The organism is Salinisphaera sp. G21_0 (genome assembly GCF_017744115.1).
Taxonomy (GTDB): Bacteria; Pseudomonadota; Gammaproteobacteria; order Pseudomonadales; family Endozoicomonadaceae; genus Endozoicomonas.
This window is the reverse complement of the sequence record NZ_JAGHQW010000027.1, coordinates 60,488-86,611: the sequence shown is the minus strand read 5'-3', so window position 1 is coordinate 86,611 and position 26,124 is coordinate 60,488. Positions and strand designations below refer to the sequence as shown.

16 protein-coding genes are annotated in these 26,124 nt (G+C 50.9%); 4 read left to right on the top strand and 12 right to left on the bottom strand.

Annotated elements, in window-relative coordinates; translation table 11 throughout:
- Positions 1-14: 14 nt before the first annotated feature.
- From J7439_RS14065 to hisD, 3 genes are all read left to right on the top strand, one after another.
- Positions 15-8,360, top strand: a complete 8,346-nt coding sequence (locus J7439_RS14065; protein WP_209202598.1) for a hypothetical protein — start codon at positions 15-17, stop codon at positions 8,358-8,360.
- A 245-nt stretch (positions 8,361-8,605) separates the two neighbouring features.
- On the top strand, positions 8,606-9,262 hold the full coding sequence (hisG, locus tag J7439_RS14060; protein ID WP_209202596.1) for an ATP phosphoribosyltransferase: 657 nt from the start codon (positions 8,606-8,608) through the stop codon (positions 9,260-9,262).
- Positions 9,259-10,590, top strand: coding sequence for a histidinol dehydrogenase (hisD, locus tag J7439_RS14055; protein ID WP_209202594.1), 1,332 nt, complete (start codon positions 9,259-9,261; stop codon positions 10,588-10,590). Before hisG ends, hisD begins: the two co-directional genes overlap by 4 nt.
- 272 nt (positions 10,591-10,862) lie before the next feature.
- On the opposite strand, the gene J7439_RS14050 is transcribed toward hisD, so the two are convergent.
- From J7439_RS14050 to J7439_RS14015, 8 genes are all read right to left on the bottom strand, one after another.
- A complete protein-coding gene (locus J7439_RS14050; RefSeq protein WP_209202593.1) occupies positions 10,863-11,969 on the bottom strand; it encodes a hypothetical protein in 1,107 nt (368 codons plus the stop codon).
- A 111-nt stretch (positions 11,970-12,080) separates the two neighbouring features.
- The gene (locus tag J7439_RS14045; RefSeq protein ID WP_209202591.1) at positions 12,081-12,992 is read right to left on the bottom strand and encodes a glucosamine kinase nucleotide-binding domain-containing protein; all 912 of its coding nucleotides are present in this window, start codon (positions 12,990-12,992) and stop codon (positions 12,081-12,083) included.
- 6 nt (positions 12,993-12,998) lie between these two features.
- A complete protein-coding gene (chbG, locus tag J7439_RS14040; protein WP_209202589.1) occupies positions 12,999-13,736 on the bottom strand; it encodes a chitin disaccharide deacetylase in 738 nt (245 codons plus the stop codon).
- Positions 13,737-13,910: 174 nt separating this feature from the next.
- Complete coding sequence (locus tag J7439_RS14035; RefSeq protein ID WP_209202587.1) at positions 13,911-15,224, bottom strand: 6-phospho-beta-glucosidase; 1,314 nt, start codon at positions 15,222-15,224, stop codon at positions 13,911-13,913.
- A gap of 33 nt (positions 15,225-15,257) precedes the next feature.
- Positions 15,258-16,256 (bottom strand): LacI family DNA-binding transcriptional regulator, encoded by a 999-nt coding sequence (locus J7439_RS14030; RefSeq protein WP_209202585.1) that lies wholly within the window; start codon positions 16,254-16,256, stop codon positions 15,258-15,260.
- Between the two features lie 136 nt (positions 16,257-16,392).
- A complete protein-coding gene (locus J7439_RS14025; protein WP_101745094.1) occupies positions 16,393-16,704 on the bottom strand; it encodes a PTS lactose/cellobiose transporter subunit IIA in 312 nt (103 codons plus the stop codon).
- Positions 16,705-16,772: 68 nt separating this feature from the next.
- Positions 16,773-18,104 carry a PTS sugar transporter subunit IIC gene (locus tag J7439_RS14020; RefSeq protein ID WP_209202583.1) on the bottom strand — a complete coding sequence of 444 codons (1,332 nt, stop codon included), beginning with the start codon at positions 18,102-18,104 and terminating at the stop codon, positions 16,773-16,775.
- Positions 18,105-18,153: 49 nt separating this feature from the next.
- Positions 18,154-18,468, bottom strand: coding sequence for a PTS sugar transporter subunit IIB (locus J7439_RS14015; protein ID WP_066014498.1), 315 nt, complete (start codon positions 18,466-18,468; stop codon positions 18,154-18,156).
- A 654-nt stretch (positions 18,469-19,122) separates the two neighbouring features.
- On the opposite strand from J7439_RS14015, the gene J7439_RS14010 reads away from it, so the two are divergent.
- Positions 19,123-20,235 (top strand): porin, encoded by a 1,113-nt coding sequence (locus J7439_RS14010; RefSeq protein ID WP_209202581.1) that lies wholly within the window; start codon positions 19,123-19,125, stop codon positions 20,233-20,235.
- Positions 20,236-20,606: 371 nt separating this feature from the next.
- On the opposite strand, the gene J7439_RS14005 is transcribed toward J7439_RS14010, so the two are convergent.
- The 4 genes from J7439_RS14005 to J7439_RS13990 form a co-directional block, all read right to left on the bottom strand.
- Complete coding sequence (locus tag J7439_RS14005) at positions 20,607-21,200, bottom strand: hypothetical protein (protein WP_209202579.1); 594 nt, start codon at positions 21,198-21,200, stop codon at positions 20,607-20,609.
- 65 nt (positions 21,201-21,265) lie between these two features.
- A complete protein-coding gene (locus J7439_RS14000) occupies positions 21,266-22,762 on the bottom strand; it encodes a CoA-acylating methylmalonate-semialdehyde dehydrogenase (RefSeq protein ID WP_209202577.1) in 1,497 nt (498 codons plus the stop codon).
- A 69-nt stretch (positions 22,763-22,831) separates the two neighbouring features.
- Positions 22,832-23,992 carry an iron-containing alcohol dehydrogenase gene (locus tag J7439_RS13995; RefSeq protein WP_209202575.1) on the bottom strand — a complete coding sequence of 387 codons (1,161 nt, stop codon included), beginning with the start codon at positions 23,990-23,992 and terminating at the stop codon, positions 22,832-22,834.
- Positions 23,993-24,131: 139 nt separating this feature from the next.
- Positions 24,132-25,784, bottom strand: a complete 1,653-nt coding sequence (locus tag J7439_RS13990) for a BCCT family transporter (RefSeq protein WP_209202573.1) — start codon at positions 25,782-25,784, stop codon at positions 24,132-24,134.
- Positions 25,785-26,124 lie beyond the last annotated feature (340 nt).

The window sequence follows — 26,124 nt, the reverse complement described above, 5'->3', positions numbered from 1 at the left end:
GCTGGTTAACAACCGTGGACCAGGCAACAGGGCAGCAGAACCTGGAAGTCGTAAAGGAGATCCTGGTTCGCCGTGGAAATACCCTGGTAGAACCACTGCTGACCGGCGTGACGGGCGAGGCAGCGACACTCGGAAACCAGGCATCAGAATCCACCGCGCTCAGAAATGCCGTGATGCCCTTCGTACAGGACCAGGTCCAGAAAGGTCAGGTACTGGAACGGCTGGCCGCTTACGGAGTGGATGCGCTGGTAAACAGTGTCAGCAAGCATAAGGACGACCTTGCAGGGGATGTAAAAGCACTGACCCGGGCAAGCATGGACAAAGCCTTACCGGAATTGGAACAGCTTCTCCATAGAAGATTGCAAGCCCTGAGTGCTGCCATGGAAAAGGGGACAGACGATAAGCACGGCGTTGTGGCTGACCTGCGCCAGTTGGCAAAAGCGCAGAAGCCAGAGGAAAAGCCCGGCAGCGGTGATAAGAAAACGACAGCGGATCATCAAAATCAGCAGGATCACTGGCATGATGCCCGTCAGGCCGTTGCAGAGCAGCTGGGTAACCTGGCTGATGAAACCGTTGACCTGGTCATTAAACAGAGTGATCAGTTGGAGGCGGTCAAGCCGATCCTTGAGGGCAGTATTCGTGAGGTTATGGACCTTGTCGTCAAAGAAGGGGCTCTCTTTGCCGCGAGGCAGAACGGTGAACAATGTGATGACGTGAATGCCTTAGAGGGCGGCACGGCACTTACCGAACAATTACCGACGTTTCTGACCACAGCCACGGTTGAATTAATGGTTGAACTGCTGAGTGACCGTTTGCAATCCGGAGACTGGAAAACAGCAACCGTTACCGAGATCACTACCGGGGAGGTAACGACAGACTCAGCCACGATGATAGCCCGCGAAGTTGACCGAATGCTGGGTGAAGGGCTTGCCGGGATGGTCAGCGCAGTGGCTGACCAGGTGGAATCACTTCTGCAAAAACACCCATACATTACTGCCGAAGCGGTGCTTGGGGAATTGACCCGGCAAGGGATACACGACGGTGCTGCATGGGTAGGTGAGCTGGTGAACGGCCTGTTTGCCGGTGATGCACAGGTTGTGTCCAGGGTAATTGATAAGTTAACCGAACAGGCGGAGTCGCTGGTGCAGACCCTGGCAACTCACGGGCTTGGCTGGTTAACAACCGTGGACCAGACAACAGGGCAGCAGAACCTGGAAGTCGTAAAGGAGATCCTGGTTCGCCGTGGAAATACCCTGGTAGAACCACTGCTGACCGGCGTGACGGGCGAGGCAGCGACGCTCGGAAACCAGGCATCAGAATCCACAGCGCTCAGAAACGCCGTGATGCCGTTCGTACAGGACCAGGTTCAGAAAGGTCAGGTACTGGAAAGGCTGGCCACTTACGGAGTGGATGCGCTGGTAAACAGCGTCAGCAAGCATAAGGACAACCTTGCAGAAGATGTAAAAGCACTGACCCGGGCAAGCATGGACAAAGCCCTACCGGAACTGGAACAGCTTCTCCATAGACGGTTGCAAGCCCTAAGTACTGCAATGGAAAAGGGGGCAGACGATAAGCAAGGCGTTGTGGCTGACCTGCGCCAGGCGGCGAAAGCGCAGAAGCCAGAGGAAAAGCCCGGCAGCCGTGATAAGAAAACGACAGCGGACCATCAAAATCAGCAGGACCACTGGCATGATGCCCGTCAGGCCGTTGCAGAGCAGTTGGGTAACCTGGCTGATGAAACCGTTGACCTGGTCATTAAACAGAGTGATCAGCTGGAGGCGGTCAAGCCGATCCTTGAGGGCAGTATCCGGGAGGTTATGAACCTTGTCGTCAAAGAAGGGGCGCTGTTTACTGCGAGGCGCAACGGTGAACAATGTGACGACGTGAATGCCTTAGAGGGCGGCACGGCGCTGACCACACAATTACCGGCGTTTCTGACCACAGCCACGGTTGAATTAATGGTTGAACTGCTGAGTGACCGTTTGCAATCCGGAGACTGGAAAACAGCAACCGTTACCGAGATCACTGCCGGGGAGGCAACGGCAGACTCAGCCACGATGATAGCCCGCGAAGTTGACCGAATGCTGGGTGAAGGGCTTGCCGGGATGGTCAGCGCAGTGGCCGATCAGGTGGAATCACTTCTGCAAAAACACCCATATATTACTGCCGAAGCGGTGCTTGGGAAATTGACCCGGCAAGGGATACACGACGGTGCTGCATGGGTAGGTGAGCTGGTGAACGGCCTGTTTGCCGGTGATGCCCGGGTCGTGTCCAGGGTAATTGATAAGTTAACCGAACAGGCGGAGTCGCTGGTGCAGACCCTGGTGACTCACGGACTTGGCTGGTTAACCGTGGATCAGGCAACAGGGCAGCAGAACCTGGAAGTCGTAAAGGAGATCCTGGTTCGCCGTGGAAATACCCTGGTAGAACCACTGCTGACCGGCGTGACGGGCGAGGCAGCGACGCTCGGCAACCAGGCATCAGAATCCACAGCGCTCAGAAACGCCGTGATGCCGTTCGTACAGGACCAGGTCCAGAAAGGTCAGGTACTGGAACGGTTGGCCGCTTACGGAGTGGATGCGCTGGTAAACAGTGTCAGCAAGTATAAGGACGACCTTGCAGAAGATGTAAAAGCACTGACCCGGGCAAGCATGGACAAAGCCCTGCCGGAACTGGAAAGGCTCCTGCATAGACGGTTGCAAGCCCTAAGTGCTGCGATGGAAAAGGGGGCAGAAGATAAGCATGGCGTAGTGGCTGACCTGCGCCAGGCGGCAAAAGCGCAGAAGCCAGAGGAAAAGCCCGGCAGCGGTGATAAGAAAACGACAGCGGACCATCAAAATCAACAGGATCACTGGCATGATGCCCGTCAGGCCGTTGCAGAGCAGTTGGGTAACCTGGCTGATGAAACCGTTGACCTGGTCATTAAACAGAGTGATCAGTTGGAGGCGGTCAAGCCGATTCTGGCGGGCAGTATTCGTGAGGTTATGGATCTTGTCGTCAAAGAAGGGGCTCTCTTTGCCGCGAGGCAGAACGGTGAACAATGTGATGACGTGAATGCCTTAGAGGGCGGCACGGCACTTACCGAACAATTACCGACGTTTCTGACCACAGCCACGGTTGAATTAATGGTTGAACTGCTGAGTGACCGTTTGCAATCCGGAGACTGGAAAACAGCAACCGTTACCGAGATCACTACCGGGGAGGTAACGACAGACTCAGCCACGATGATAGCCCGCGAAGTTGACCGAATGCTGGGTGAAGGGCTTGCCGGGATGGTCAGCGCAGTGGCTGACCAGGTGGAATCACTTCTGCAAAAACACCCATACACTACTGCCGAAGCGGTGCTTGGGGAATTGACCCGGCAAGGGATACACGACGGTGCTGCATGGGTAGGTGAGCTTGTGAGCGGCCTGTTTGCCGGTGATGCCCGGGTCGTGTCCAGGGTAATTGATAAGTTAACCGAACAGGCGGAGTCGCTGGTGCAGACCCTGGCAACTCACGGGCTTGGCTGGTTAACAACCGTGGATCAGGCAACGGGGCAGCAGAACCTGGAAGTCGTAAAGGAGATCCTGGTTCGTCGTGGAAATACTCTGGTAGAACCACTGCTGACCGGCGTGGCGGGCGAGGCGGCGGCACTCGGAAACCAGGCATCAGAATCCACCGCGCTCAGAAACGCCGTGATGCCGTTCGTACAGGACCAGGTTCAGAAAGGTCAGGTACTGGAAAGGCTGGCCACTTACGGAGTCGATGCGCTGGTAAACAGCGTCAGCAAGCATAAATACGACCTTGCAGGGGATGTAAAAGCACTGACCCGGGCAAGCATCGACAAAGCCGTACCGGAACTTGAAAGGCTCCTGCACACAAGGTTACGAGCCCTGGCTGCCGCAATGAAAAAGAGTCCAGAGGATAAGCGCGACGTAGTGGCTGACCTGCGCCAGGCGGCAAAAGCGCAGAAGCCAGAGGAAAGGGCTGGAGATGTTGCTGTCACCAGTGTGAAGAAAACGACAACGAACCCTCATAACCAGCAGGACCACTGGCATGATGCCCGTCAGGCCGCAGCAGTGCAGGCCAGCGAAATGGTCGGTGATTTAATCAAGCTGACCATAGATGAAACAGAACAACTGGAAGTGGCCAGGTCAATTCTGTCTGACAGCTTTGGCAAGGTTATCAAGGTCGCCGTTCAAGAAGGTGCCGGATTTGTTGCCAAACACCAGGGCAATGGTGTGGTGCTGTCCGGGGATGGCATAGCTAAACTGACCGGCGTCGTATCTCCATTTCTTACGACAAACGTTGTCGAAAGTATCACCGAAAAGCTGTTGTCTGCTGCCTGGCAACAACAAACAGTGAGTGAGGTGAAGAAGGCAGCTGAACAAGCACTGATCCCGGGCAGCCCGGATAAAGTCAGTTCGACACATAAGCAGCAAACTGTCCGACAGGTAGCTTCGGGTCAACGTACGACTATTGGCAGCGAAGTCGATGACATGCTGAAAACAGGCCTGGCCGAGATGCTGCACAGCGGTGCAGACCAGCTGGAAGTGGTTTTGGAAGGTCTGCCTTACGACAGTGTGAAAGCGATGGCCAGTGACCTGACATTGCAGGGGATCGCTGATGGCACCAGGTGGCTGGACGTACTGGCAACCGGCCTGTTTGCTGATAATGAGGTGGTCGTCCCCCGGGTGATTGATGCCATTACTGAGCAGGCGGTGGTGACCCAGCAGGCGGTCATTGACGGTGTGCTTGGCTGGCTGGCTAAAGAAGATACCACGACAGAACAGCAGCCGAACCGGCAGAAATTGCTGGATATTCTTGTGCACAGATTGAATGGCCTGGTTGTACCGACAGTGACGGGTACCTCCAGCCTGGTGGCAGAGAGCGTACAGCAAACATCACAGTCCCGGGCTCTCAGGGATGCAGTGCTTCCTTTCCTGCAGAATCAACTCAACAGGGGGCAGGTACTGGAACAACTGGCCGGTTACGGTGTGGATCAGCTTTCAGGCTGGATACGTCAGCATAGAACGGTGCTCCGGCACGATGTAGAAGTCCATGTTCGGGCAATGATGCGACAGGCGGCCCCGGAGCTGGAATCCATCCTGCATGATCGGCTGGCGACTCTGCGCTCTGCGGTCAACGGTAGTCAGCAGGATAAGGGTGATGTTGTCACTACCCTGCGCAGGGCTGCGGAAACAATAGCACCTGCTCAAGGGGTGAACACAGCCACTGAGAAAGGCGGCCACTCTCGTCAGTCTCAAGTGATGGATGACCTGATACCAGACCTGAGCAAGGGCATTATGGAAGTGATTACTCAAGGCGCTGATATCATCCGTCGTAAGGCATGGGCAGACAATCTGCGGTTGAAATCCGGGAGCGACACAGATCGTTCCAGAATGTCTATTTTCCCAATCGTTCTTCCCCATGTTCAGCAAATGGTTAAGGAAGCGGTGAGTGCAGGGGCTGAATACGGTATCGGAACGCTTGCAGAACCATCCGATGGCAATTCGGCTGGCATTACCGAAGCCGTCAACCTCCATGTGCAAAGTCTTACGGCTAACTATTTAGGCCAGGCGGTTGCCGATTCGATTGAGGTTATGGCTAATGCCGTTTATAACAATGCAGATGGCATCCAGAGCGCAATTGAGGCGCTTTTGAAGAATGTGAATGTCGAAGCTTCAGCACCATTGGACCTGGCAGCATTATTAATGCCGCATATTGATGGTGCAATCGATAAGGCCCTGAATCATGGCAAGGGTTTTATCCGGGAAGGCATGGAAAAATGGATCAAAGCCAATGCCCTGGCAGCGACACCGGAGCTGCACAAGGCCATTGATAAAATGTTAACGCATATGATGGCTAATGGGGGTGAATGGATTATCCGTCATCAACAAGGGGTGGAGTTAGAGGTAATCGAGCCAATACAGAAGGCGATGGCCGAAACACTCAAGCAGGCTCAGGCGGACATTATTCAAAATATTGCTCTCTGGTTGAGTAACGACGCTAATTTACACCATTTCGTTGCAGTGTTTACCGACCAGATTCGCACAACGGTTACCCGGGTTGTTGTCGATGCTGTGGCAAAGCAGGTTGCCGGAAAAGAGGGAGAGCCAGAATGTAAACGTGCAGTTGATGATATGACGCCTTACCTGACCCCCATTGTTGACCAGGCGTTGACCCGGGCTATGACTTACACGGGTCGTTGGTTTTCTGGTTGGGTCCGGGATCATGGTGCCGACATCTCATCTCTGGTGAATCCCCTGATTGATAAAACCGTGGAGGAGGTTATGCCTTCTGTACGTCAGGCGGTTCAGGATAAAGCATTACTGCTGGCACGAAATAAAGCACAGGACATTGATTTCAATAAGCTGGCTGCAGAAATGGCGGCGGCTTTTGCCCACAGCTTTGATCCGGATAAGATTACGTCCGGCGTTGTGCAGGTTCAACCAAAAAGCTGTGTGGCCAGGGAGCTCCCGAAAATTTTATGTTTCCTGATGCAGACGACGGAAACCTATGAGTGTTTGGGAGGAAATCTCAATGAACCGGTGAAGATTGACCGGGTCATCATAGATGGTCGGGTGTTTAAGAATATTCAGGCTTACCTGACGAAAATGAAGGATGGCTCTATTCAGATTCGCAAAATGGATCTGATATTCGAGAATGAAAATCAGGTTGATGTTGATATCGAAGTGACCGGAGTATCCATTTCCTATCAATTACCGGAAAAAAGCAAGTTGTACAAAGCCGCTCTATTAGCAGCTGCCCCTGCGATGAGCCCTGCCGATTTAGCCAGGAGTCTGCTGGATACATTTACGCCAGATCATATTGATTTCAATGTTGATCAAATTACGGGTGAGTTTCACGACAATATTCTGGACGGCCCCGGAGAAGATATTCTCAGTTTTGGCCTTAGCAACCTGAAACTCTCTCTTAACATACATAAGTATGCTCCAAGACCTTACATCGATATCAGTGTCGGGCCGCAGGATGGACATCCAACCATTGAGTCAGTAAAAGTGAGTTTGGCAGGCCATAGCCTGGTTGATCATGTCGAGGCGGATATTCACATTGACCGTCATCGTAATGGTTACGCTGATGTAACGACACTGCTGATGCCTGACCGGTTGAGTCGTTTTGCCGGGTGGCTGATTGGCGGGCCTATTAAAGTCGATGCCAAAGTTGCTATCAACAATACCACAGGAACTCTGGATGATATTGAATCAATCCGTGTTCATGCCGGCCGTTTCGGTAAGGTATGTAAAGCCATGTTTAAAAATACGCTTAAAGCCTACAATCCCGGACTCACTTTGGCAGATGATGGCAAGGCGGTTATCAAGTTAAAGTTAACGCTATTCTCTGAAGAAAGGTCAAACCCGATTACCCGCTGGTTAGCCAAAACGGCCAATCGCATCCTGCAATTTTTCACCGTACCTGTTGCAATACCGATGTCGTTCAAAGGCGCTCCCTATACACCTGCCTTGCAAGGTGAAAGGGGAATTGGGTCATTTAACGCCCTGCGATTTATTGATGGCTTATTTAACCCCTGTCCTTTGTCCATTCACAGTGATACCCATGAAGAGTTGCTGAGTGCGCTAAGGACGGTATCAATCGATGAAAATCCAAAATATCATCTTATTCTGCTTGGTAAGGTCATTGATCAGGTGATTAAAGAATTCCGGCTGGGTAATGCTCCGTCACACTCCATTCTGGCAAGGAAAATTCCATTGGAAAGTCTGGTTTTGCTGGTTAATAGTGTGAAGGGAAATACAACTGGACCGCAGGATCTGTCCCGTCTGTTATTCCTGGTTGCCAACCTGGTGGAAGCGCTTCCGGAAAGAGCGGTGCAACTGGTGAACAGATCCGGAGTTACTCCTGAATCAGCGGGACAGCCCTACCTGTTGCATCTGATATCTACCACACCCACCACCTCCTGGCTGGCTAACCCGGAGGATGGCAAAGTGCTGGAGCCGATTTACCAGAGTTATCAATTCCAGCGTTTGAAGGAATTCTGGCAGAACAGTCAGAGTAATCCTGATGGCAGTATTTACAATCCCGCTAGTGAAAAACGGCCTGAACAAAAGCTTACTGAAGAGGTGGTAGGGACGGTACGTAAGCTGCTCGGTGACATAGATATGCCCGATGACATCAGGCTGATGATGGCCCGGGACTTTGATTTTGCCAATAAGATGTTCGGAGCAGGGGCTCATGTAAAGCAGGATTTGCCGGTCAATTCCAGGGCAAATCCGTTGCCGCACTCTTCGCAGGGTGTATTGCCTGTTAGTCGTATAAAAGAAATGGATAGGCCAAAACGTCGGCTTAATGCCCCGGCAGACCCGAAACTTTCTGGGGGCTTTCCGGCCCTTGCGGGTTGATTAGATAAATAGTGAGTATGCTTTCAAGAAGAGCTAACACATTTAAACAACACATGCCAGCCTCCTACCTTTCTAAGTACCTTTCCCTATATCTATGTTATTATCCAATCCTGTTCACCGTATCCAGGCCAGGGATACTCTCTGGCGGAAGGGTACCTATAACAATTCATTAATTCTTAACTGTGCAGTTCTTCTACCTCCACCATTTTAACAACGTATGATAAGTAAGGAAGCCTGAGAGAAGTATGTCGAGCCAGATCACTATCGCGCTGTCCAAGGGGCGCATCCTGAAAGAGACTCTCCCTCTGTTGAAAGCTGCGGGTATTGAGCCTGCGGAGGATCCGGATAAAAGTCGCAAACTGGTGATTGGTACCACGCATCCCCATGTAAACCTGCTGATTGTCCGGGCCAGCGATGTGCCAACCTATGTTGAGTACGGTGCCGCCGATATGGGCGTGGCTGGCAAGGATGTGCTGATGGAACACGGCTCCTCTGAGTTATATGAACCTCTGGATTTGAACATTGCCCGGTGCAAATTGATGACTGCGGGGAAGGTTGGCGCAGCACCATCCTCTGGCCGACTTAAGGTGGCGACGAAATTTGTCAATATTGCCAAGCAGTACTATGCCTCCCGGGGGATCCAGGCGGATATCATTAAACTCTATGGTTCCATGGAACTGGCTCCGCTGGTTGGCCTGGCAGATATCATTATTGATGTGGTGGATACCGGAAACACCTTGCGGGCCAATGGCCTGGAGCCTCAGGAGCTGATTGCTGAAATCAGTTCCAGAATGGTGGTCAACAGGGCATCCATGAAAGTGAAGTACAAGATGATTGGCCAGCTACTGGACCAACTGTCCAGAACCATTGCAGAAACCAATACGGTTGAGGAACCAGCATGACGTCGGAAGTCGTAGCCCCTGTTCAGCTGGATTTCAGCAGTCCGGCGTTTTCATCTCAGCTTGATGCCCTGTTGGCCTGGGAGTCTGTTTCAAACGACAGTGTCCAGCAGCAGGTGAAAGAAATTATTGCTCAGGTGCGCAGCCAGAAAGATCAGGCTGTGATGGCCTGCACCTGTCGTTTTGATCGACGTCAGGTCTCCAGTATGGATGAGCTGACTCTCGATGCTGTGCGCTTGCAGCAGGCGCTGAACAGCATTCAGCCTGAGCAGCGGGCAGCGCTGGAAACTGCCGCAAAGCGGATTCGTGACTACCATCAGCATCAACAGCAAAGCTCTTGGAATTACCGCGAGAGCGACGGCACATTGCTTGGCCTACAGGTGACCCCGATGGATCGGGTGGGACTTTACGTGCCCGGTGGCCGTGCATCCTATCCTTCATCGGTACTAATGAATGCCATACCAGCCTCGGTTGCCGGGGTGCCTGAGGTGGTGATGGTGGTTCCCGCACCAGACGGTGAGCTGAATGAGCTGGTACTGGCGGCGGCCGCTGTTGCCGGGGTCAGTCGTGTATTTACCATCGGTGGTGCCCAGGCGGTGGCGGCACTGGCCTATGGCACGGAAACGATCCCGAAGGTGGACAAGATTGTCGGTCCCGGCAATATTTATGTCGCTACCGCCAAGCGGGAAGTGTTTGGTCAGGTGGGTATCGATATGATTGCCGGCCCGTCAGAAATACTGGTGGTTTGTGATGGCCACAGTAACCCCGACTGGATCGCCATGGACCTGTTCTCCCAGGCGGAACACGATGAAGATGCCCAGGCAATTCTGATCTCACCGGACCGGGCTTTTCTGGCGCAGGTGCAGGAGAGCATGAACCGATTGCTGCCAACCATGGAACGGCAGGATATTATCGCAGCGTCGCTTAATAAGCGCGGAGCCCTGATTGCCGTACCTGACCTGGCGGCAGCCTGTGAACTGATAAATCGCATCGCACCGGAACACCTTGAGCTATCCGTTGAAGAACCCGAAAACTGGCTGCCAGAGATCCGCCATGCCGGTGCTATTTTTATGGGCCGATATACGGCAGAAGCCCTGGGTGATTACTGTGCAGGCCCGAACCATGTATTGCCCACATCAGGAACCGCACGTTTCTCTTCACCTTTGGGGGTGTATGACTTCCAGAAACGCTCTTCAGTTATTCAGTGTTCTGCTGAAGGCGCGTCGGAAATGGGGAAAGTGGCTTCTGTTCTGGCCAGGGGGGAATCTCTGACGGCACACGCACGTTCCGCAGAGTATCGTATTAGCCCGGATACTTACGATAGACATTAAGAGGCTGTTTTAAAAATTATTGATCATTAACTCAGAATAACTCCGTTGTCATTCTGTACATGGATTGTACAGGATCCATCTCACATGGATGTGAACGCGCTGGCTGTTGGCTATCCCTGCAAGATGGATTCCGTACATATCCCTGTACGGAATGACAGCGGAGTAACGTAACCGGTTTTCTGACATGAATTCCTTAATGTCTACCCTAAGAAGAGGCTTTAGCCCTGAGTCAACATGCTGGTTACATAGCAGTCTGGAATTCGAAAAGAGCCTCAAAGAATTTTACAGGAAAAGTTCTGCCCTGTGTGTTGTGTACTCGCGGATTCAGGTTTCCATTTAACATTACTGAGTAATGCTTTATCAAGGTAATTTAAACACCAAAGGTTATACCTTTTCAGAGAGTTTTTTTCTTCATAAAAGCGTATGATTTCCGGAAGATCATCAATTGTTGCTTTTGAGTTCAGATTAATATCATCGGATTCTGAATCTTCTTTCATTGTTTTTAACTCTTCAAAAGATTCATCAAAGATTTTCTCAAAAATAAATCTTGCTTCCTGTGGAGAGATATCCTTCAGGTAATCGTTGTGAAGAACAATAAAATGAGTGTGAATGCCTCCCGCCTCATATTTTGGTTTTAATTTTTGAAAGATTGACTGTTCAATCGGATTCATTATCCCGGAATTAGCGGACTTTATTTTCAGATTTCCGTAAAAATGATGGACAATCCAAGGAGGTGTACGAAGTAAAAAACCAATCATATCAGAACTGCAAGGTGTTTCTTTTAATGTTGGGATATATTGAAAAGCAGTTGTATAGAAGTTTTTCTTCAGTTCGTTTACTTTGAATTTTGGTTCCCCGATAGCCATAATGTTGGCAGCTCCTTCACCCCGACAATCATCTGTCAGTACTGCATAAATATTTATATGCTTGGAAAGTAATTCCCTGAAGTCTCGGTGTGTAATAAGTTGTTCATAGCCAATAATAAGAGTTTTTTTATCTATGGGTCGAAAAAAATTTTTTGACATGTGGATTGATGGCAAATCGGGCAGGGCCCTGGCAGCCTGTACAGAACTTGATGCAGCTACATCCCCTGCTGTATTACATGTTCTGTGAGTAATGGGATTGTTGGTTTCACTTTTCCTTTGCAAAACTTTATTATCAATATTATCAATTTTTTGATTTTTGTTTTCCTGGTGGGGATTATAAGTGATTTTTGAAACATCATCATTATTTACACTGTGCATAGTCTGAAACCATGGTTTTGAAAAAAACACAAGACCCATTTCGTTTAATGGTTCTTGACCTTTTGTTTTAATTCTGACCTTTTTTCTAAAATTAAGTTCCCTTAGGGGGCTTGTCCGAAATAGACTGGCGTACACGTCAACTGCTCCTGAGTTGCTCAAACTCCGTTCGTCCTGAGCGGAGACTGTGCACATCAAGCTCATTGAAATGACGTACTATTCGGCTTCCCGATGGAAGCCGAACATTTTTCAGAAGAGTTTCATAGCCATCAACAGAGCACCGTGCATGGCATCACCCTGTGGCAGGGTGGCAATGGACGCAACATCCTCTGGCAACCAGGGCATAACGTACTCACTCAGCCCGCCCACTAATGCACACTGGCTAGCGCCACGCTGATGAAGGACCCGGATCATCATGGCTGCGTCGCCAGCGCACTCACGAATCAACTGTTCTGCCAGCTTATCGCCCTTGCTCAAATGCTCAACCACCATCGGTCCATAAGAACCGTAGTCTCTCGGCAGAGCACTGTCCTGCCAGGCAACGGCATTTTCAGGACGGTTGTCAAATGTTGCCATGATGGCCTGGCTTAAAGGGGTTTCTTCTTTCATACCTTCATGGGCCAGCAGGGCATAACGGACTGCGGCGAGGCCCAGGCTGGCACCACTGCCATGATCCGAGATCGGGAAACCCCAGCCGCCCAGTGTTTTCATGTCACCTTCAATCAGGCTGGCACCACAGGAGCCGGTACCAAGAATCAGGATCGCTCCGTCCTTGCCATTAAAGGCACCCATGCAGGCGGCGTAGGCATCGGTTTCCAGGAAAATACCGGCAAACGGAAAGCCCCAGTCCAGAACAAGGTCTCGTTCTTTCTGCTGATTGACACCGGCCAGGCCAAGACCGGCATACATACGTCCAAAGTCGTTTTCTTCCAGGCCTGCTTTATCCATCGCTTCACAGGTGGCCTGCATGATGGCATTACAGGCTGAATCAAGCCCGGTACGAGGGTTCGCGCTGCCTGCGAACCCTTCCCCAAGAATAGTGCCGTCGAGATCGGCGATACGCGCCCGGCATGAAGTACCGCCGCCGTCTACGCCCAGAAGAAGAGGTTGTTTGCGGTCAGTGTTGTTTACTGAACTGTTCGTCAAGAGTGCGGATGCCATATCTGCTTAATCCTGCAGGCAGCTGTAATCGGAGATGGTAACACCCATACTGCCAAGAGCTTCAGGCAGTGATGGATCGGTCAGAATGGCCAGCTCACGGGCTCTGGCGGTTGCATAACCGCTGGCTGCCTGCAGCGGTTCGTCGATCAGAGCCGGATGTGCCATCAGCTCCAGCACCTGAACTCTGCCCAGGTATTGGCGAACGATCTCAAGAAGGTGTTCACCTGTCAGATTGTCACCGTAAAACTTGTCGGAAAAGCCCAGGCTTTTGCCCTGGTATTGGGTTATTTCATTTTCCGGGCGAAGTGGAACCTTGTACTCTTCAGCCAGCTTCCTGGCGATAGGGGCGACCAATGGGTGGCGATGGCAGTGGTGGTGACCATCCATATGGCTGAGTTCAACACCAAGGCTCAGGAAGTGTTCAATCTGTGCGCGCAGTTCGCATTCGATTTCTTCCGGGCTCATGGACTGATTGTCCCAGAACTGGCTCTGGTTCTGTAATTTACCGGTCTGGTCAAGCAGGGTAGGAACATTTTTGTCCATGGGGGTGCCTGCGGTCAGACGCAGATGGATGCCTACTTTCAATCCCGGATTGAGTCTGGCCAGTTCAGCAGCATGGCGCTCGGCAGGCATGCCCACCATGAAGGTGGTGGAGCGGACAATACCTTGTTGAAAAGCTTCGATGATGCCCAGGTTTACACCCCGGGTCAGGCCGAAATCATCGGCATTGACGATCAGTTTCATAGGGCGCTGGAGATAACTCTCCCCCTCAGAGATGTAGGAATTTTGAACCGCAACGGATTAAAGGAGGCGCTGCCCGCTACCCACCGCCCGCCGCCCGAAAAAACCGGGCTTGTGTGCTTTTTCGGGTGGCGGGCAGCGGAAAGCGCTTTTTTCTCTTCGCGGTTCCCAAACAAATTAAGCGAGGTTGGCAAATTGTGGCAGGTAATCGCGGTTCTCGGCGATGATATCGTCAAGAATCTTCTTACCCGTGGTCAGATCCGGAACCAGTGGGTTCAATGCCATGGCCATCAGAGCCTTGTCGTAATCGCCATAAACGGCAGCATCAATAGCCAGCGTCTCATAAGCCTTGACCTGCTGGAGCAGACCATTCAGATGCGTTGGCATAGTACCAAAAGAGATGGCATGTGCACCGTCAGCATCCACCATGGCATTGATTTCTACCACAGCATCGTCTGGCAGGCCATTGATGGCACCATTGTTACGGGTATTAACGACATTCATCGTTTTTTTGTTGTTCCAGATGGCATCTACCAGATCCAGAGAGACTTCTGAATAGTAAGCGCCGCCACGTTTTTCCAGCTGGCTTGGCTTATGATCCAGATCAGGATCGGCATACAGTTCAAACAGCTCTTCTTCGGTTTTCATCACCTGTTCTGCACGGGTACCACCAGACTCTGCGGCTTTCAGTTCATCAGCCAGCATCGCCTCTTTCAGATAAAAGTAACGGTGATAAGGGCAGGGAACCACTCCAAGGGCCTTCAGGAACGACTGATCCCATGGCTCTTCGGTAATGTTGTTCATGTTCAGACTGGCACCATCTCCCAGCAGTTTGAGAACTTCCTGAGTCTTATCTTCACCGGCAACGGAAACTTTGTGAACCCATACCATGTGGTTCAGACCGGCAAAATCCAGGGACGCTTCTTCCGGCTTAACACCCAGCATGCGGGCAATGGAGTAGTGCATATTGATGGGGACGTTACAAAGCCCCATCACTTTGACATTGGTATGCTTGATAACGGCTTCAGTCACCATACCAGCCGGATTGGTAAAGTTGATCAGCCAGGCATTTGGGGCAACTTCTTCAATATCACGACAGATGTCGAGAATCACAGGGATAGTACGCAGCGCTTTGGCAAAACCACCAGGCCCGGTGGTTTCCTGACCGATGACATTGTATCGCAGGGGGATACGTTCATCACGGGCACGGGCTGCCAGACCACCCACACGGAACTGGGACATAACAAACTGGGCGTCTTTGATGCCTTCACGACGGTTCAGTGTTGCCCATACTTTAATATCAAGGTCGGCTTTTTCGATCATGCGCCTGGTGAGATCGGCGACAATGTTCACTTTGTGTTCACCGTCTTCAACATCAACCAGGCAGATTTCGGTAACAGGCAGCTCACGGATACGGCGGATAATGCCGTCAACCAGCTCCGGTGTGTAGCTACTGCCACCGCCAATAATCGTCAGCTTAAGATTTTTCATGATAATTTCCTGAGAACCTTTGCTCTTAAATTGTTATTTAAGAGTACGAACGGACTCTCTCTGTCGTAATTCTGGTTTAAATGTTTCCAGTGCGGGCAACGGTTGTTGATTCATCAGGCCTGAAAGTGCTTCTGATGCCCGGGCCGCCATCTCTTTGATGGGAAAGTGCACCGTTGTTGCCGCAGGCGTTAACATGGTGCAGATACTGACGCTGTCAAAACTGACCATGGAGATATCGCCTGGAACGGTCATTCTGCGTTCTCTGAACAGGTCAAAGGCACCCACACACATCTCTTCGCTACAGGAATAAACGGCAGTGATATCCGGATGTTTTTCCAGGATTTCGGCCATGGCGTGATAACCGCCTGTCCGGTCATAATCTGCTTCGGCCACCAGTGATTCATCCAGTTCAATGTGGTGTTCACGAAGTGCCTGCTCATAACCCTGAAAACGCAGCTGTGCGGTGAGTCGCTCCCGTGGGCCTGCCAGACAGGCAATTTTGCGATGGCCATGCTCTATGAGATGGTTAACGGCCAGCTTACCAGCTTCAGCGTGTTCAAATGCGACACAGCGGTCTTCCAGCCCCTCAACCTGTCGGTCCAGGAGGATAAACGGTGTTTCTTCCTTCGCCAGCTCAATCAGTTCTTCGTCGTATAGATTACGGGCATGAAGAATCAGACCATCACAGCGCATATCCTTCAGTCGTTGGATTGCCTTCTGTTCACTTTCCCGTGAGCGCTTGCCCCGGCTGACCAGCAGAAATTTTCCCTGCTGATCCATCTCTTCCTGAACTTCAGCCATCAGCTCGGAGAAAAAGGAGCCCCGGTAGGAGGTAACCACCAATCCAACGGTGTTGGAGGAAGAGGTCGCCAATGAGCGAGCCAGAGGGTTCGGGCGGTAATTCAGCTTTTTCATTGCCTTATGTACGCGCTCTCTGGTCGCTTCCTTAATCTGACCTGTCTCGTTGAGAACCCGGGATACCGTTGCCCTGGAAACCCCTGCCAGTTCAGCTACGTCCTTTATGCTCGCCATTGCTGTCTCCTGATTCCGATCTGATTACGCCGGGCTTTTTCGTGAAAATACCTTGTGGAGTACTCTCTTTTCGCTATGGGCATTCTGGATGCCAAAGATCGACTTAGAAAATGGCTGCGTTCAGTCGTTCAAAAAATTATTGGTTGTCCAGTCGCTGATACAGACGGATCATCTCTTCTACCATATCCTGTGCCAGCATAGAGTTCATCAGGTGGTCCTGTGCATGAACCAGCAGCAGGTTAACCGGTACCTTGCCTTCCCCATTGTCAGCAGCGATCAGGGCAGTTTGCATTTTATGGGCCAGTCTGCCAGCTTCGCGGGAATCGGCAAGGGATTTTTCCGCTTTGACATAATCACCACAGCGGGCGTGTGCCAGGGCTTCGAGAGCCTGACTTTTGGCTTCGCCGGATTTAACAATCAATTCCATTACAACGTTGTCGACGTTCATGGGAAGTCTCCTGAAAACAAGGGAGTAGTAGTACACCCACCGGACTCAGCCGGTGGGGAGGGTAGGTGTTACGCGATGGCTGGGTTACCGACGGAGTCAGTCTTGGTGGCACCTGTGGCTGTGGCCTGTTCCTGGGCCATTACCTGCTTCTCGTAGGCTTTGAAGAATGGGTAGTAGATCATGATGTCAATCACCATCAGTACCGCAGTCAGGATAGAAGCCTTGAAGGCCCAGCCTGCACCCCAGGCCGCACCGATCAGGGCTGGAGCAGTCCATGGCGTTACCGCGATGGCTTTGTCAACAATGCCCGTGTTAACGGCAACGTAAGCGATGATGGCGTTCACCACCGGAGCCATCACAAATGGAATGAACAGGGTTGGGTTCATGACCACCGGGGCACCGAACATAACCGGTTCGTTGATCTGGAATGCACCTGGCAGGAAGCTCATGCGGCCAACGCTGCGCAGGTGAGCGGTCTTACTGAAGCTCATCAGGATAACCAGGGACAGTGTTGCACCGGCACCACCGATAAAGATGTAGAAGTCCCAGAAAGGCTGAGTGAACAGGTTAGGTACGGTTTCACCGGCGGCATAGGCAGCAGCATTGGCGCTAATGTTAGCCAGGAAGATAGGCGACAGAATACCTACAACAATGTTGGCACCGTGAATACCGGCAAACCACAGCAGCTGGCAGAGCAGCAGCGCACCAATGATCGCTGGCAGACTGTTGGAGGCGCTGACCAGTGGCTTGAAGATGGTCATTACCGCATCGGGAATCTGCATATCAAAGCCAGACTGTACGAACAGGCTCAGTGGGTACAGCGTTACGAAAATCGCCAGCACCGGAACCAGCAGAGCGAAGGACGCAGCAATGGCTGGCGGTACCTGCTCAGGCATGCGAATAGTAACGTTGTACTTCTTCAGAATGCGGGTCAGCTCTACAGAGAAGTAGGCGACCAGCAGTGCAGTAAAGATACCGGTACCGGCAAAGTGATTCAGTGGCAGAGCCCAGCCTTTTTCAGGCGCAGCAACCAGCAGGAATGACATGGCAGACAGGGCTGCGGCACCAATGGCGTCCATCTGATAGGACTTGGCCAGAGAGTAAGCGACACCCATGGTAATGAACAGGGACATTATCCCCATGCTCATGGTCCAGGGCATGACGATGGTTGGGCGATGTGCAGCAACGAAGTCCAGCCAGGCACGACCGAAAGCGTTGGTGGTATCGGCAGCAAAAGGCGGGTTGGCAAAAATCAGGATAAAACTGCCCACAATAATGAAGGGCATGGCCACCAGAAAGCCATCACGCAGTGCGGTAATATGACGCTGAGCACCCAGCTTGCCGGCTATTGGCCCGAGCTTCTGCTCTACAAATTGTATGAGTTGGTCGTACAGTTTCATGGTTAATCCCCGTTCTCTTAAGTCGCAATCGTTGCTGCGTTGTTTTTTGTTATGCAGTTTCTTCCAGCAGGGCAAGCGCCTGATCGAGAACCTGTTCACCTTTCATCATGCCGTAGGCCATTGGGTCAATAGCTTCTACGCGCTTGTTCAGTTTTGCCGCATGAGCCTGGAAATCGGCCAGTTTGAATTTGATCTGTGGGCCAAGAAGGCATACGTCGTAAGACTCAATAGCTTCTTCAAAGTTGGCCATGCCAACGGCATCGATTTTGACTTCAAGGCCACGGTCAGCAGCGGCCTGTTCCATTTTCTTAACCAGCATGCTGGTTGACATTCCTGCGCTGCAGCATAGAAAAATCTTTTTCATCACATTGACTCCGCTATTCAATTCCAAGACAAGTCAGTTTCGTTGGTCCAGTACAGGTATTTCCGTCTGCTCTTGTGAAGAGCCTGGTCGAAGTGACCAGGAACTGAACGGGAAACCGTATATGGAAGTTTTTATTACGTTGACAATGAAATCACAGAAGAAATCACAGTGCAATCGGTTTCTGTAACCGGTTTCATTGCGGTTTTCCAGTAATGGCTGGAGTGCTGTAAATGCCTGAAGCCATTGGTATTTCAGCGTCTGCCGGTCGTTTTTTTGCCCGGATGGAATATTCCCTGGCCAGAAGAAACAACTATGTTGACAAGCGATAGGGGTTTAACTGTCGGTTTTCATGATGCAAATCAATTTTTTGTTTTGTGTTTTTTTAGTGGGATGTGAAAAGTGATGAAAATTTGATTTATGACAAAAATGTGAAGAAAAGATTGAAACCGGTTGCGGAAACCGGTTACATTTTTTTTGCGAAAAGATAAACTGACCAGCGTTTACAAAGGCACCGTTTCTTTAGCAACAACAATCATTCGAGAGAAACGGGCAGGGAAAAGGGATTCCTGACTTCTCTGCAGTCAACATAAACAGAAAGTGCTGTCTTTCTAAAAAAACAGAAAACACACCAGGAGTTAATGGGGATTAACGACGATGTTCAAGAAATCAATCATTGCAAGTTCTGTACTGGCTGCACTGGCTTCCACTGCTGCGGTTGCTGATGACCACAGCGAAGACAAATATGGTTACGATGTATACGGTGTTCTTTCTGTTCAGGTTGCTCATCGTGACTATGAAACTGCAAAGGCCAATGATGGCATTCAAGTAAATAACGAGAGCCGAATTGGCTTCCGGGGTTATGCAAAATTTGACGGCCTGCCATCTCACACCAAATTCATCTGGCAGATTGAGAGTGGCTATGTTGATGAGTCTTTTGCAGGTGAAAATGGCGGCGAAGGCTACCTGGGCAAGCGTGATACCTTTGTCGGTTTTGACAGCACTGAGTTTGGTCTGATTCGTGCCGGTCGTGTACTGACTCCTCTGTATGAAGTTGTAGACTGGCCTGCTTCCAACCCGGGTCTTGGCGATATTTATGACTGGGGTGGCATTATTGGTGGTAATAATTTCAATGACCGTCAGTCAGATACTGTTCGCTGGGACTCTAAGGAGCTGTGGACAGGCTTTACTCTTGATATCGCAGCCGGTGCCGGACAGGATCGTGCCGGAAGCACTGGAAGTACAGAAGCAGGCAGCAACTATTACCATGGTGCAGCTGCCCACCAGAACTATAAATATGGTGAAGGTAACTGGGTGCAGTTCGATCTGGCTTATGAGATGAACTACGACACTCAAGATGGGACTACTGCAACAACTTTCTGGGATAATACAACTTATTTAGTGGGTGTTCAGGGTGGTCATGGGCCAGTTGGTTATTTTGCCCAGTATCGAATGGCTGAAGCTGACAACAATGTTGGCGTTGACGAAGAACAGAACTCCTACTCTGTTGGCTTGATGTATAACTTTGGTGCTGACCATAAATGGCAGGCTAAAGTGGCCTATGCCGGGAATGAGGATCTCAAAGTTGACGGAGTTAAGCAGCAGAATACCAGTGACGATGTTTGGTCAACTCAGCTGATGTATAAGATTGATTCCAATGCGGTTGTTTATGCCCGTTATCGTGATTTGGATGCAGGCAAAACCTTCGATGGTCGCTGGAAAACTGATAGCTTCAAAGAAGCATCTGTTGGTGTTGAATACTGGTTCTAATCCAAACTATCCGGCTCTTCCCTGATGGAGCCGGAGCTTGATTTTTTAACCTGTAATGAGTGAGACCTTCCTGTAATTGTTGTTCTGTGCATTTTTCCGGGCTTTATCAGCCCGTTTTTTTTGCCCTGAAGAAAGTTATGCCCCTTGACCTGGTCCACCAAACCCTCGCAGTGCCGTGGGCACCAGAACAGGTATTTACTATTTCTTTGCTGTGTCGATAAACCTGTTTCCGCTAATCGTTACACAGAGGATTGCAATGAAAAAAATAGTAACCGCCATTATGGCCTTCGGTTTTATCTCTCTGGCTAATGCTAATGGTACCGCCAATACCAATGCTGGAAGCAACGGCATGCCCAGCAAGCCATGTTATGTCAAGGGAGAAATGCTCGGCACGTTGATGGATTATTATCAGTGTAAAGCTCAGGATGGCAGCCACAACAAATAAGTCCATTCTTAGCTTCGTTCCTGGGCTGTGCCAGGTAACAGGCCATGGCCCGGGATACCCAATCCAGGGCAAAGTGCAGCATTTGCCTGTTTGAATCCTTGTCGGCATTCAGGTTGTCGCCAGCCAGGATGACCGCGTCCATCTGCATGGGAAAAATACACTGACGTAGATAGAACCAGGCTGCATCTTCGCAAATACGCCCGTAGACCCGGTCCTGATTCAGCCACTGTTCTATACACGACTTCTCGTTGGCAAGATCACTTTTGTTCCGGTGGGTATTAATTTCCCGGACAAATCTTTGAACCATAAAATCGCTGTCGCTGAAGCGCCCTTCCCTTGGCATAAACAGCTTTCGTCCTGTCGTTGCTCTGGTCGCCTTTTCGGAAGGCATCAAAGACGTTGCGGGTGCACGCATGTCCGTCAGTGTCGCTTCCGGGAGCTTGCCCGGACTCTCGCTATCTGCAGGATCTGATCGTACTGGCTCATCAGCCACCGATAGAGAACAATATGTGCCCGGCATGAAGTACCGCCACCGTCTACCCCAAGAAGGGGTAGCTGTTTGTGGACAGTTTTTTTACTGAGCTTTTATTTCATTATCGGCATCGAAAATTGAGCACCTTCGCGGATACCGGCAGAAGGCCAGCGTTGAGTAATGGTTTTGCGTCTGGTGTAAAAACGCACGGAGTCAGGGCCGTAAGCGTGCAAGTCACCAAACAGCGAGCGCTTCCAGCCACCAAAGCTGTGGTAAGCAACGGGTACTGGTAGCGGTATGTTGATACCGACCATGCCCACCTGGATGTGATCAGAAAAGTAACGGGCTGCTTCGCCGTCGCGGGTAAAAATACAAGTACCGTTGCCGTATTCGTGAGCATCGATTAAGTCCATCGCTTCTTGCATCGTGTTAACACGGACGACTTGCAGTACAGGGCCAAAGATTTCTTCCTGGTAGCTGGTCATGTCTGGTGTTACCCGGTCTATCAGGGTGCCGCCAACAAAGAAGCCATCGGGGTAGCCATCGACGTTCGGGGTGCGGCCATCAACGACGATGCTTGCCCCCTGGCTTTCGGCATGATTGATGTAGCTGACCACCTTGTCACGATGAGCACCGGTAATAACCGGACCAAAGTCGTTGCTGCTATCGGTGCAGGCACCAACTTTCAGGCCTTTCATTGCCTCAGCCATTTTTGCCACTAATTCATCAGCAGCCTGATCACCAACCGCCACTGCCACGGATAGCGCCATACAACGCTGGCCAGAGGAGCCAAAGGCGGCACCAAGCAGTTGGTTTACTGCGTTATCCATATCGGCATCTGGCATAATAATGGCGTGGTTTTTAGCAGCGCCAAGCGCCTGGCATCGCTTGCCATTTTTAGTCGCTGTTTGGTAGATGTATTCGGCAATGGGTGTTGAGCCAACAAAACTGACCGCTTTAATACGCTCGTCGTTAAGTAAAGTGTCTACCGCAACTTTATCCCCGTTAACCACATTCAGAACGCCGTCAGGTAATCCCGCTTGCTGTAATAGTTCAGCGATAAACAGGGGGGCACCGGGATCACGCTCAGACGGCTTTAGAACAAAGCAGTTACCACAGGCAATGGCTATCGGGAACATCCACAGCGGCACCATAACCGGGAAGTTAAACGGGGTGATGCCAGCAACAACGCCCAGTGGTTGAAATTCACTCCAGGAGTCGATATTCGGGCCAACGTTTTTGCTGTGTTCACCTTTTAATAATTCAGGGATGCCACAGGCGTATTCGACATTTTCAATACCGCGTTGTAATTCACCCGCAGCGTCGTGTGAAATTTTGCCGTGCTCCTGTCCAATAAGTTGGTAAATTTTTTCGGTGTTTTGTTCAAGTAATTCTTTGAACTTAAACATGACGCGGGCACGCTTTATTGTTGGTGTATTGCGCCATGCTGGATAAGCGGCTTCAGCCCTGGTGATCGCTTCTTCAACGGTAGCAACAGAAGCCAGTGCGACTTGTTTTTCTGCCTGGCCTGTTGCGGGGTTATACACTGCTTGAGTGCGTTCAGTATCGTGGACCATTTCACCGTTGATAAAATGACCAATGGTATTCATTGATGTCCTCCCGGGGCTGATATTTTTAGCACTCAGGCTCAGTTGATTCATGAGTGCTTGAGCATTGTGCTAATCCCATAGTGCCTGATACATGCTCACGAGTTCTTCAGTACTTGGTACTCTTGGGTTATTGCCTGGTGAGCCTGAGGCCAGGGCTTGTTCCGCCATAGTCTGGCAAACGGAGAAAAATTCATTTTTATCGATACCGAATTGCGCTGGCGTTGGTACGGATAACTCTTCGTTGAGGGCTTTGAGTTCAGTTAATAATTTTTCATTGGCTTGCCGGTCACTGGCCCGGTGAGCAGCGATGCCCATAGCCCGGGCACAATCCGCGTAGCGCCCGGGGGCAGCAGGAATAGAATATTCCGTGACATCCGGTAATAACATGGCATTCGATAAACCGTGCGGTACGTGGAAAAAAGCGCCAATAGGGCGGCTCATACCGTGTACCAGGGCAACCGATGCGTTAGAGAAAGCAACACCCGCCAGGGTCGAACCCAACATCATTTGTTCCCGGGCCTGTTGATCTTCGCCATTGTGGTAAACCTTGCGCAGGTTTGGCGCAATGAGTTTCATGGCGGCAATGGCTTGCGTATCGCTGTAAGCATTGGCTTTTCTACTGACGTAAGCTTCAATGGCGTGGGTCAGGGCATCAATACCGGTATCTGCGGTGGTTCGGGCTGGTACACTGATGGTCAGCGTGTAGTCAACGAGCGCGGCAACAGGCATAAAGCCGGTACCAATACAGAGCATTTTTTCGTCGCTGGTTTCGTCAGTAATAATGGTGACACGGGTTGCTTCTGAGCCGGTACCGGCAGTAGTTGGAATCGCGATAAGGGGTAAGCCGGGTTCGTTGACAATACGCGGGAAACGGTAATCTTTCATGTCACCGCCGTATTGAGCGAGCATTGCAATGGCTTTGGCGCTATCGATAGAACTACCACCACCTAAAGCAATTATGCCGTCATAATCACCTGCCCTGGCCATTTCCACCCCGGCTTGAATGGAGGCAACGGTTGGCTCGGGCACGGTGTCTGAGAAAACATCAAACGTTATATGTTGCTGTTCCAGTACTTTTGTGATGTTAGCGACATAGCCTAATTTAACCATCATGTTATCAGTGACAATCAGGGCGCGGGAGCAGCCCATACTGGTTAAAATATCAGCGACTGCCAAACTCGCATGTTCACCAACTTGCAGAATACGCGGAAGAATGATCTGTGAAGACATGTGGTTTTCCTTATTCGTTAGGACAGTCTATTCACTGGCAAGCGTTGATATCCATGCCGTTCACACAAGCGGAGTCGAAGTGCAGTGCTCCCATCCTTCGACTCCGCTCAGGATGAACGGGTATTGGTGCTTTTCTGCACTAAACATTTTGATTAGTCGCCAGGCACTCCGCTGTTTCCTGCTTACTGCGCTTGAGCGCATAGCCTTGACCGTATTCCGGTGGCAGTGGAGTATCACCGGGGGTGACTGAGTATGGCATGTCAATATTGGGTTCCTCGCGAAAAGCCTTATACAAGCCCCAGGTAGTAAGCGCCAGAACAATAGAATAGGGCAGTGCCGCAACAATAGAGGCGGTTTGTAACGCTTTTAAGCCACCGGCAATTAATAACACACCGGCAACCGCACCAATGAGTAAGCCCCAGAACATACGTAACTTGGGAGGTGATTTTTGTTTGCCCATAGACACTAACGTACAGATAACCAGGGTTGCCGAGTCAGCAGAAGTGATAAAGTAAGTCACTAGCATGACTGTGCAGATAATGGCACCGATTCCAACAACAACCGTACCCAGGTCCATTAACTCCATGGTGACAAATAAAGCCGTTGTAATATCTTTATTAATGGCCTCTGTGACCCCGCCAGAACCAAAGAGTTCAATAAAAATAGCCGTATTACCAAACGCGGTGATCCAAAAGGTTGCCAGTAACGTTGGTGCGATCAAGACTCCCAGAATAAACTCTTTGACGGTACGGCCTTTAGAGATACGGGCAATAAAAATGCCGACGAAGGGTGCCCAGGCGATCCACCAGCCCCAATAAAACAGGGTCCAGCAACTCTGCCATTGACTTTTGGGATCCGGATCAACCCAAAAACCGAGCCCGACGGCATGGGTCATGTAATCACCCAGGTTAGTGGCAAAGGCTCCCAGTAAATAAGCAGTTGGCCCCAGAACAATAAAGAAGGTCAGCATTAATGCGGTAAGGCGCATGTTTAATTCGCTGACTTTTTTCAGGCCTTTGTCCAGGCCTCTTAACGTTGAGAGCGTTGCCAATCCTGTAATGATCGCAATAATGATCACTTGGTTGGCCGGGTTTATATTGATACCAAACAGGTAGTTAATACCTGCGTTCATCTGCTGTGCGCCAAGTCCTAACGAGGTGGCGATACCAAATACAGTACCGAAAACCGCCAGCAAGTCCGCCATGTGACCAATCGGGCCGTATATTTTGTTGCCAAAGGTCGGGTACAAGCCAGAACGGATCGATAATGGCAAGCCTTTGCGGTAGGTGAAATAAGCTAATGCCATCCCCGTAATCGCAAATAGTGCCCAACCGTGTAAGCCCCAGTGAAAGATACTGACGCGCATCGCTATCTGTGCGGCTGCCACGGTTTTTGCCTGGCCTTCGGCAATAAAAGGATTGCTTTGCAAGTGGTAAATTGGCTCGGCAATACTCCAGAACAGGATGCCGATACCAATACCCGCACTAAACAGCATCGAGAACCAGGAAAAGAAGCCGTATTCTGGTTTGTCGTTGTCGTGACCTAACTTAATGCGGCCAAAGCGACTAAACGCTGTGTATATGGCCAGGAGTAAAAAGAAACTCATCAGGATAGCGTAATACCAGGCCAGACTGGTGGCGATAAAGCGCTTGGCGGCTTCATAGAGGCTATTAGCGTATGCCGGGGCAATGATCGTAAAAAGGACAAAGGCGACAATGACTATCGCCGAGCCCCTGCTCATCACGGGATGGGTATTGGCAAAAATACCGGTTACTGACTTCGGGCTGTTCATAGTGTCGCTCCGCTCGGTAAACCTGGACGCACGGGTAAGTACTCAAAAACGCCTGCACTGACTTGCGCAAGGGGTATTGTGCAGGGGTAAGGTCGGGTCATCCGGAACACTGAGCCGTTTTTTCCTGAATGCCTTTGAAAGGTCTTAACCTTAATTTCCATCGCCTGCTCGGAGCTGGGCTCCCGACCGTAACGGGTGGATCCCTCGGGAATGTCTTCATGCGCAATCACCTCTTCTGCACAAACAGGAGGGCATGGTGGTTAGGGGCGTTATCGAGTGGTTCAATCCGGGCCTGTTGCCGGGCAACTGCTCTTGCAGCTGAACATTCTGGTCCTGCCGT

What these genes read in the sequence shown, in the direction of transcription:
- J7439_RS14005 (WP_209202579.1), bottom strand. Translation starts at nt 21,200, where the DNA reads ATGCCGGGCACATATTGTTCTCTATCGGTGGCTGATGAGCCAGTACGA.
- J7439_RS14000 (WP_209202577.1), bottom strand. Translation starts at nt 22,762, where the DNA reads ATGAATACCATTGGTCATTTTATCAACGGTGAAATGGTCCACGATACT.
- J7439_RS14015 (WP_066014498.1), bottom strand. Translation starts at nt 18,468, where the DNA reads ATGAAAAAGATTTTTCTATGCTGCAGCGCAGGAATGTCAACCAGCATG.
- chbG (WP_209202589.1), bottom strand. Translation starts at nt 13,736, where the DNA reads ATGAAACTGATCGTCAATGCCGATGATTTCGGCCTGACCCGGGGTGTA.
- J7439_RS13990 (WP_209202573.1), bottom strand. Translation starts at nt 25,784, where the DNA reads ATGAACAGCCCGAAGTCAGTAACCGGTATTTTTGCCAATACCCATCCC.
- J7439_RS14020 (WP_209202583.1), bottom strand. Translation starts at nt 18,104, where the DNA reads ATGAAACTGTACGACCAACTCATACAATTTGTAGAGCAGAAGCTCGGG.
- J7439_RS14025 (WP_101745094.1), bottom strand. Translation starts at nt 16,704, where the DNA reads ATGAACGTCGACAACGTTGTAATGGAATTGATTGTTAAATCCGGCGAA.
- hisG (WP_209202596.1), top strand. Translation starts at nt 8,606, where the DNA reads ATGTCGAGCCAGATCACTATCGCGCTGTCCAAGGGGCGCATCCTGAAA.
- J7439_RS14035 (WP_209202587.1), bottom strand. Translation starts at nt 15,224, where the DNA reads ATGAAAAATCTTAAGCTGACGATTATTGGCGGTGGCAGTAGCTACACA.
- J7439_RS13995 (WP_209202575.1), bottom strand. Translation starts at nt 23,992, where the DNA reads ATGTCTTCACAGATCATTCTTCCGCGTATTCTGCAAGTTGGTGAACAT.
- hisD (WP_209202594.1), top strand. Translation starts at nt 9,259, where the DNA reads ATGACGTCGGAAGTCGTAGCCCCTGTTCAGCTGGATTTCAGCAGTCCG.
- J7439_RS14030 (WP_209202585.1), bottom strand. Translation starts at nt 16,256, where the DNA reads ATGGCGAGCATAAAGGACGTAGCTGAACTGGCAGGGGTTTCCAGGGCA.
- J7439_RS14045 (WP_209202591.1), bottom strand. Translation starts at nt 12,992, where the DNA reads ATGGCATCCGCACTCTTGACGAACAGTTCAGTAAACAACACTGACCGC.
- J7439_RS14010 (WP_209202581.1), top strand. Translation starts at nt 19,123, where the DNA reads ATGTTCAAGAAATCAATCATTGCAAGTTCTGTACTGGCTGCACTGGCT.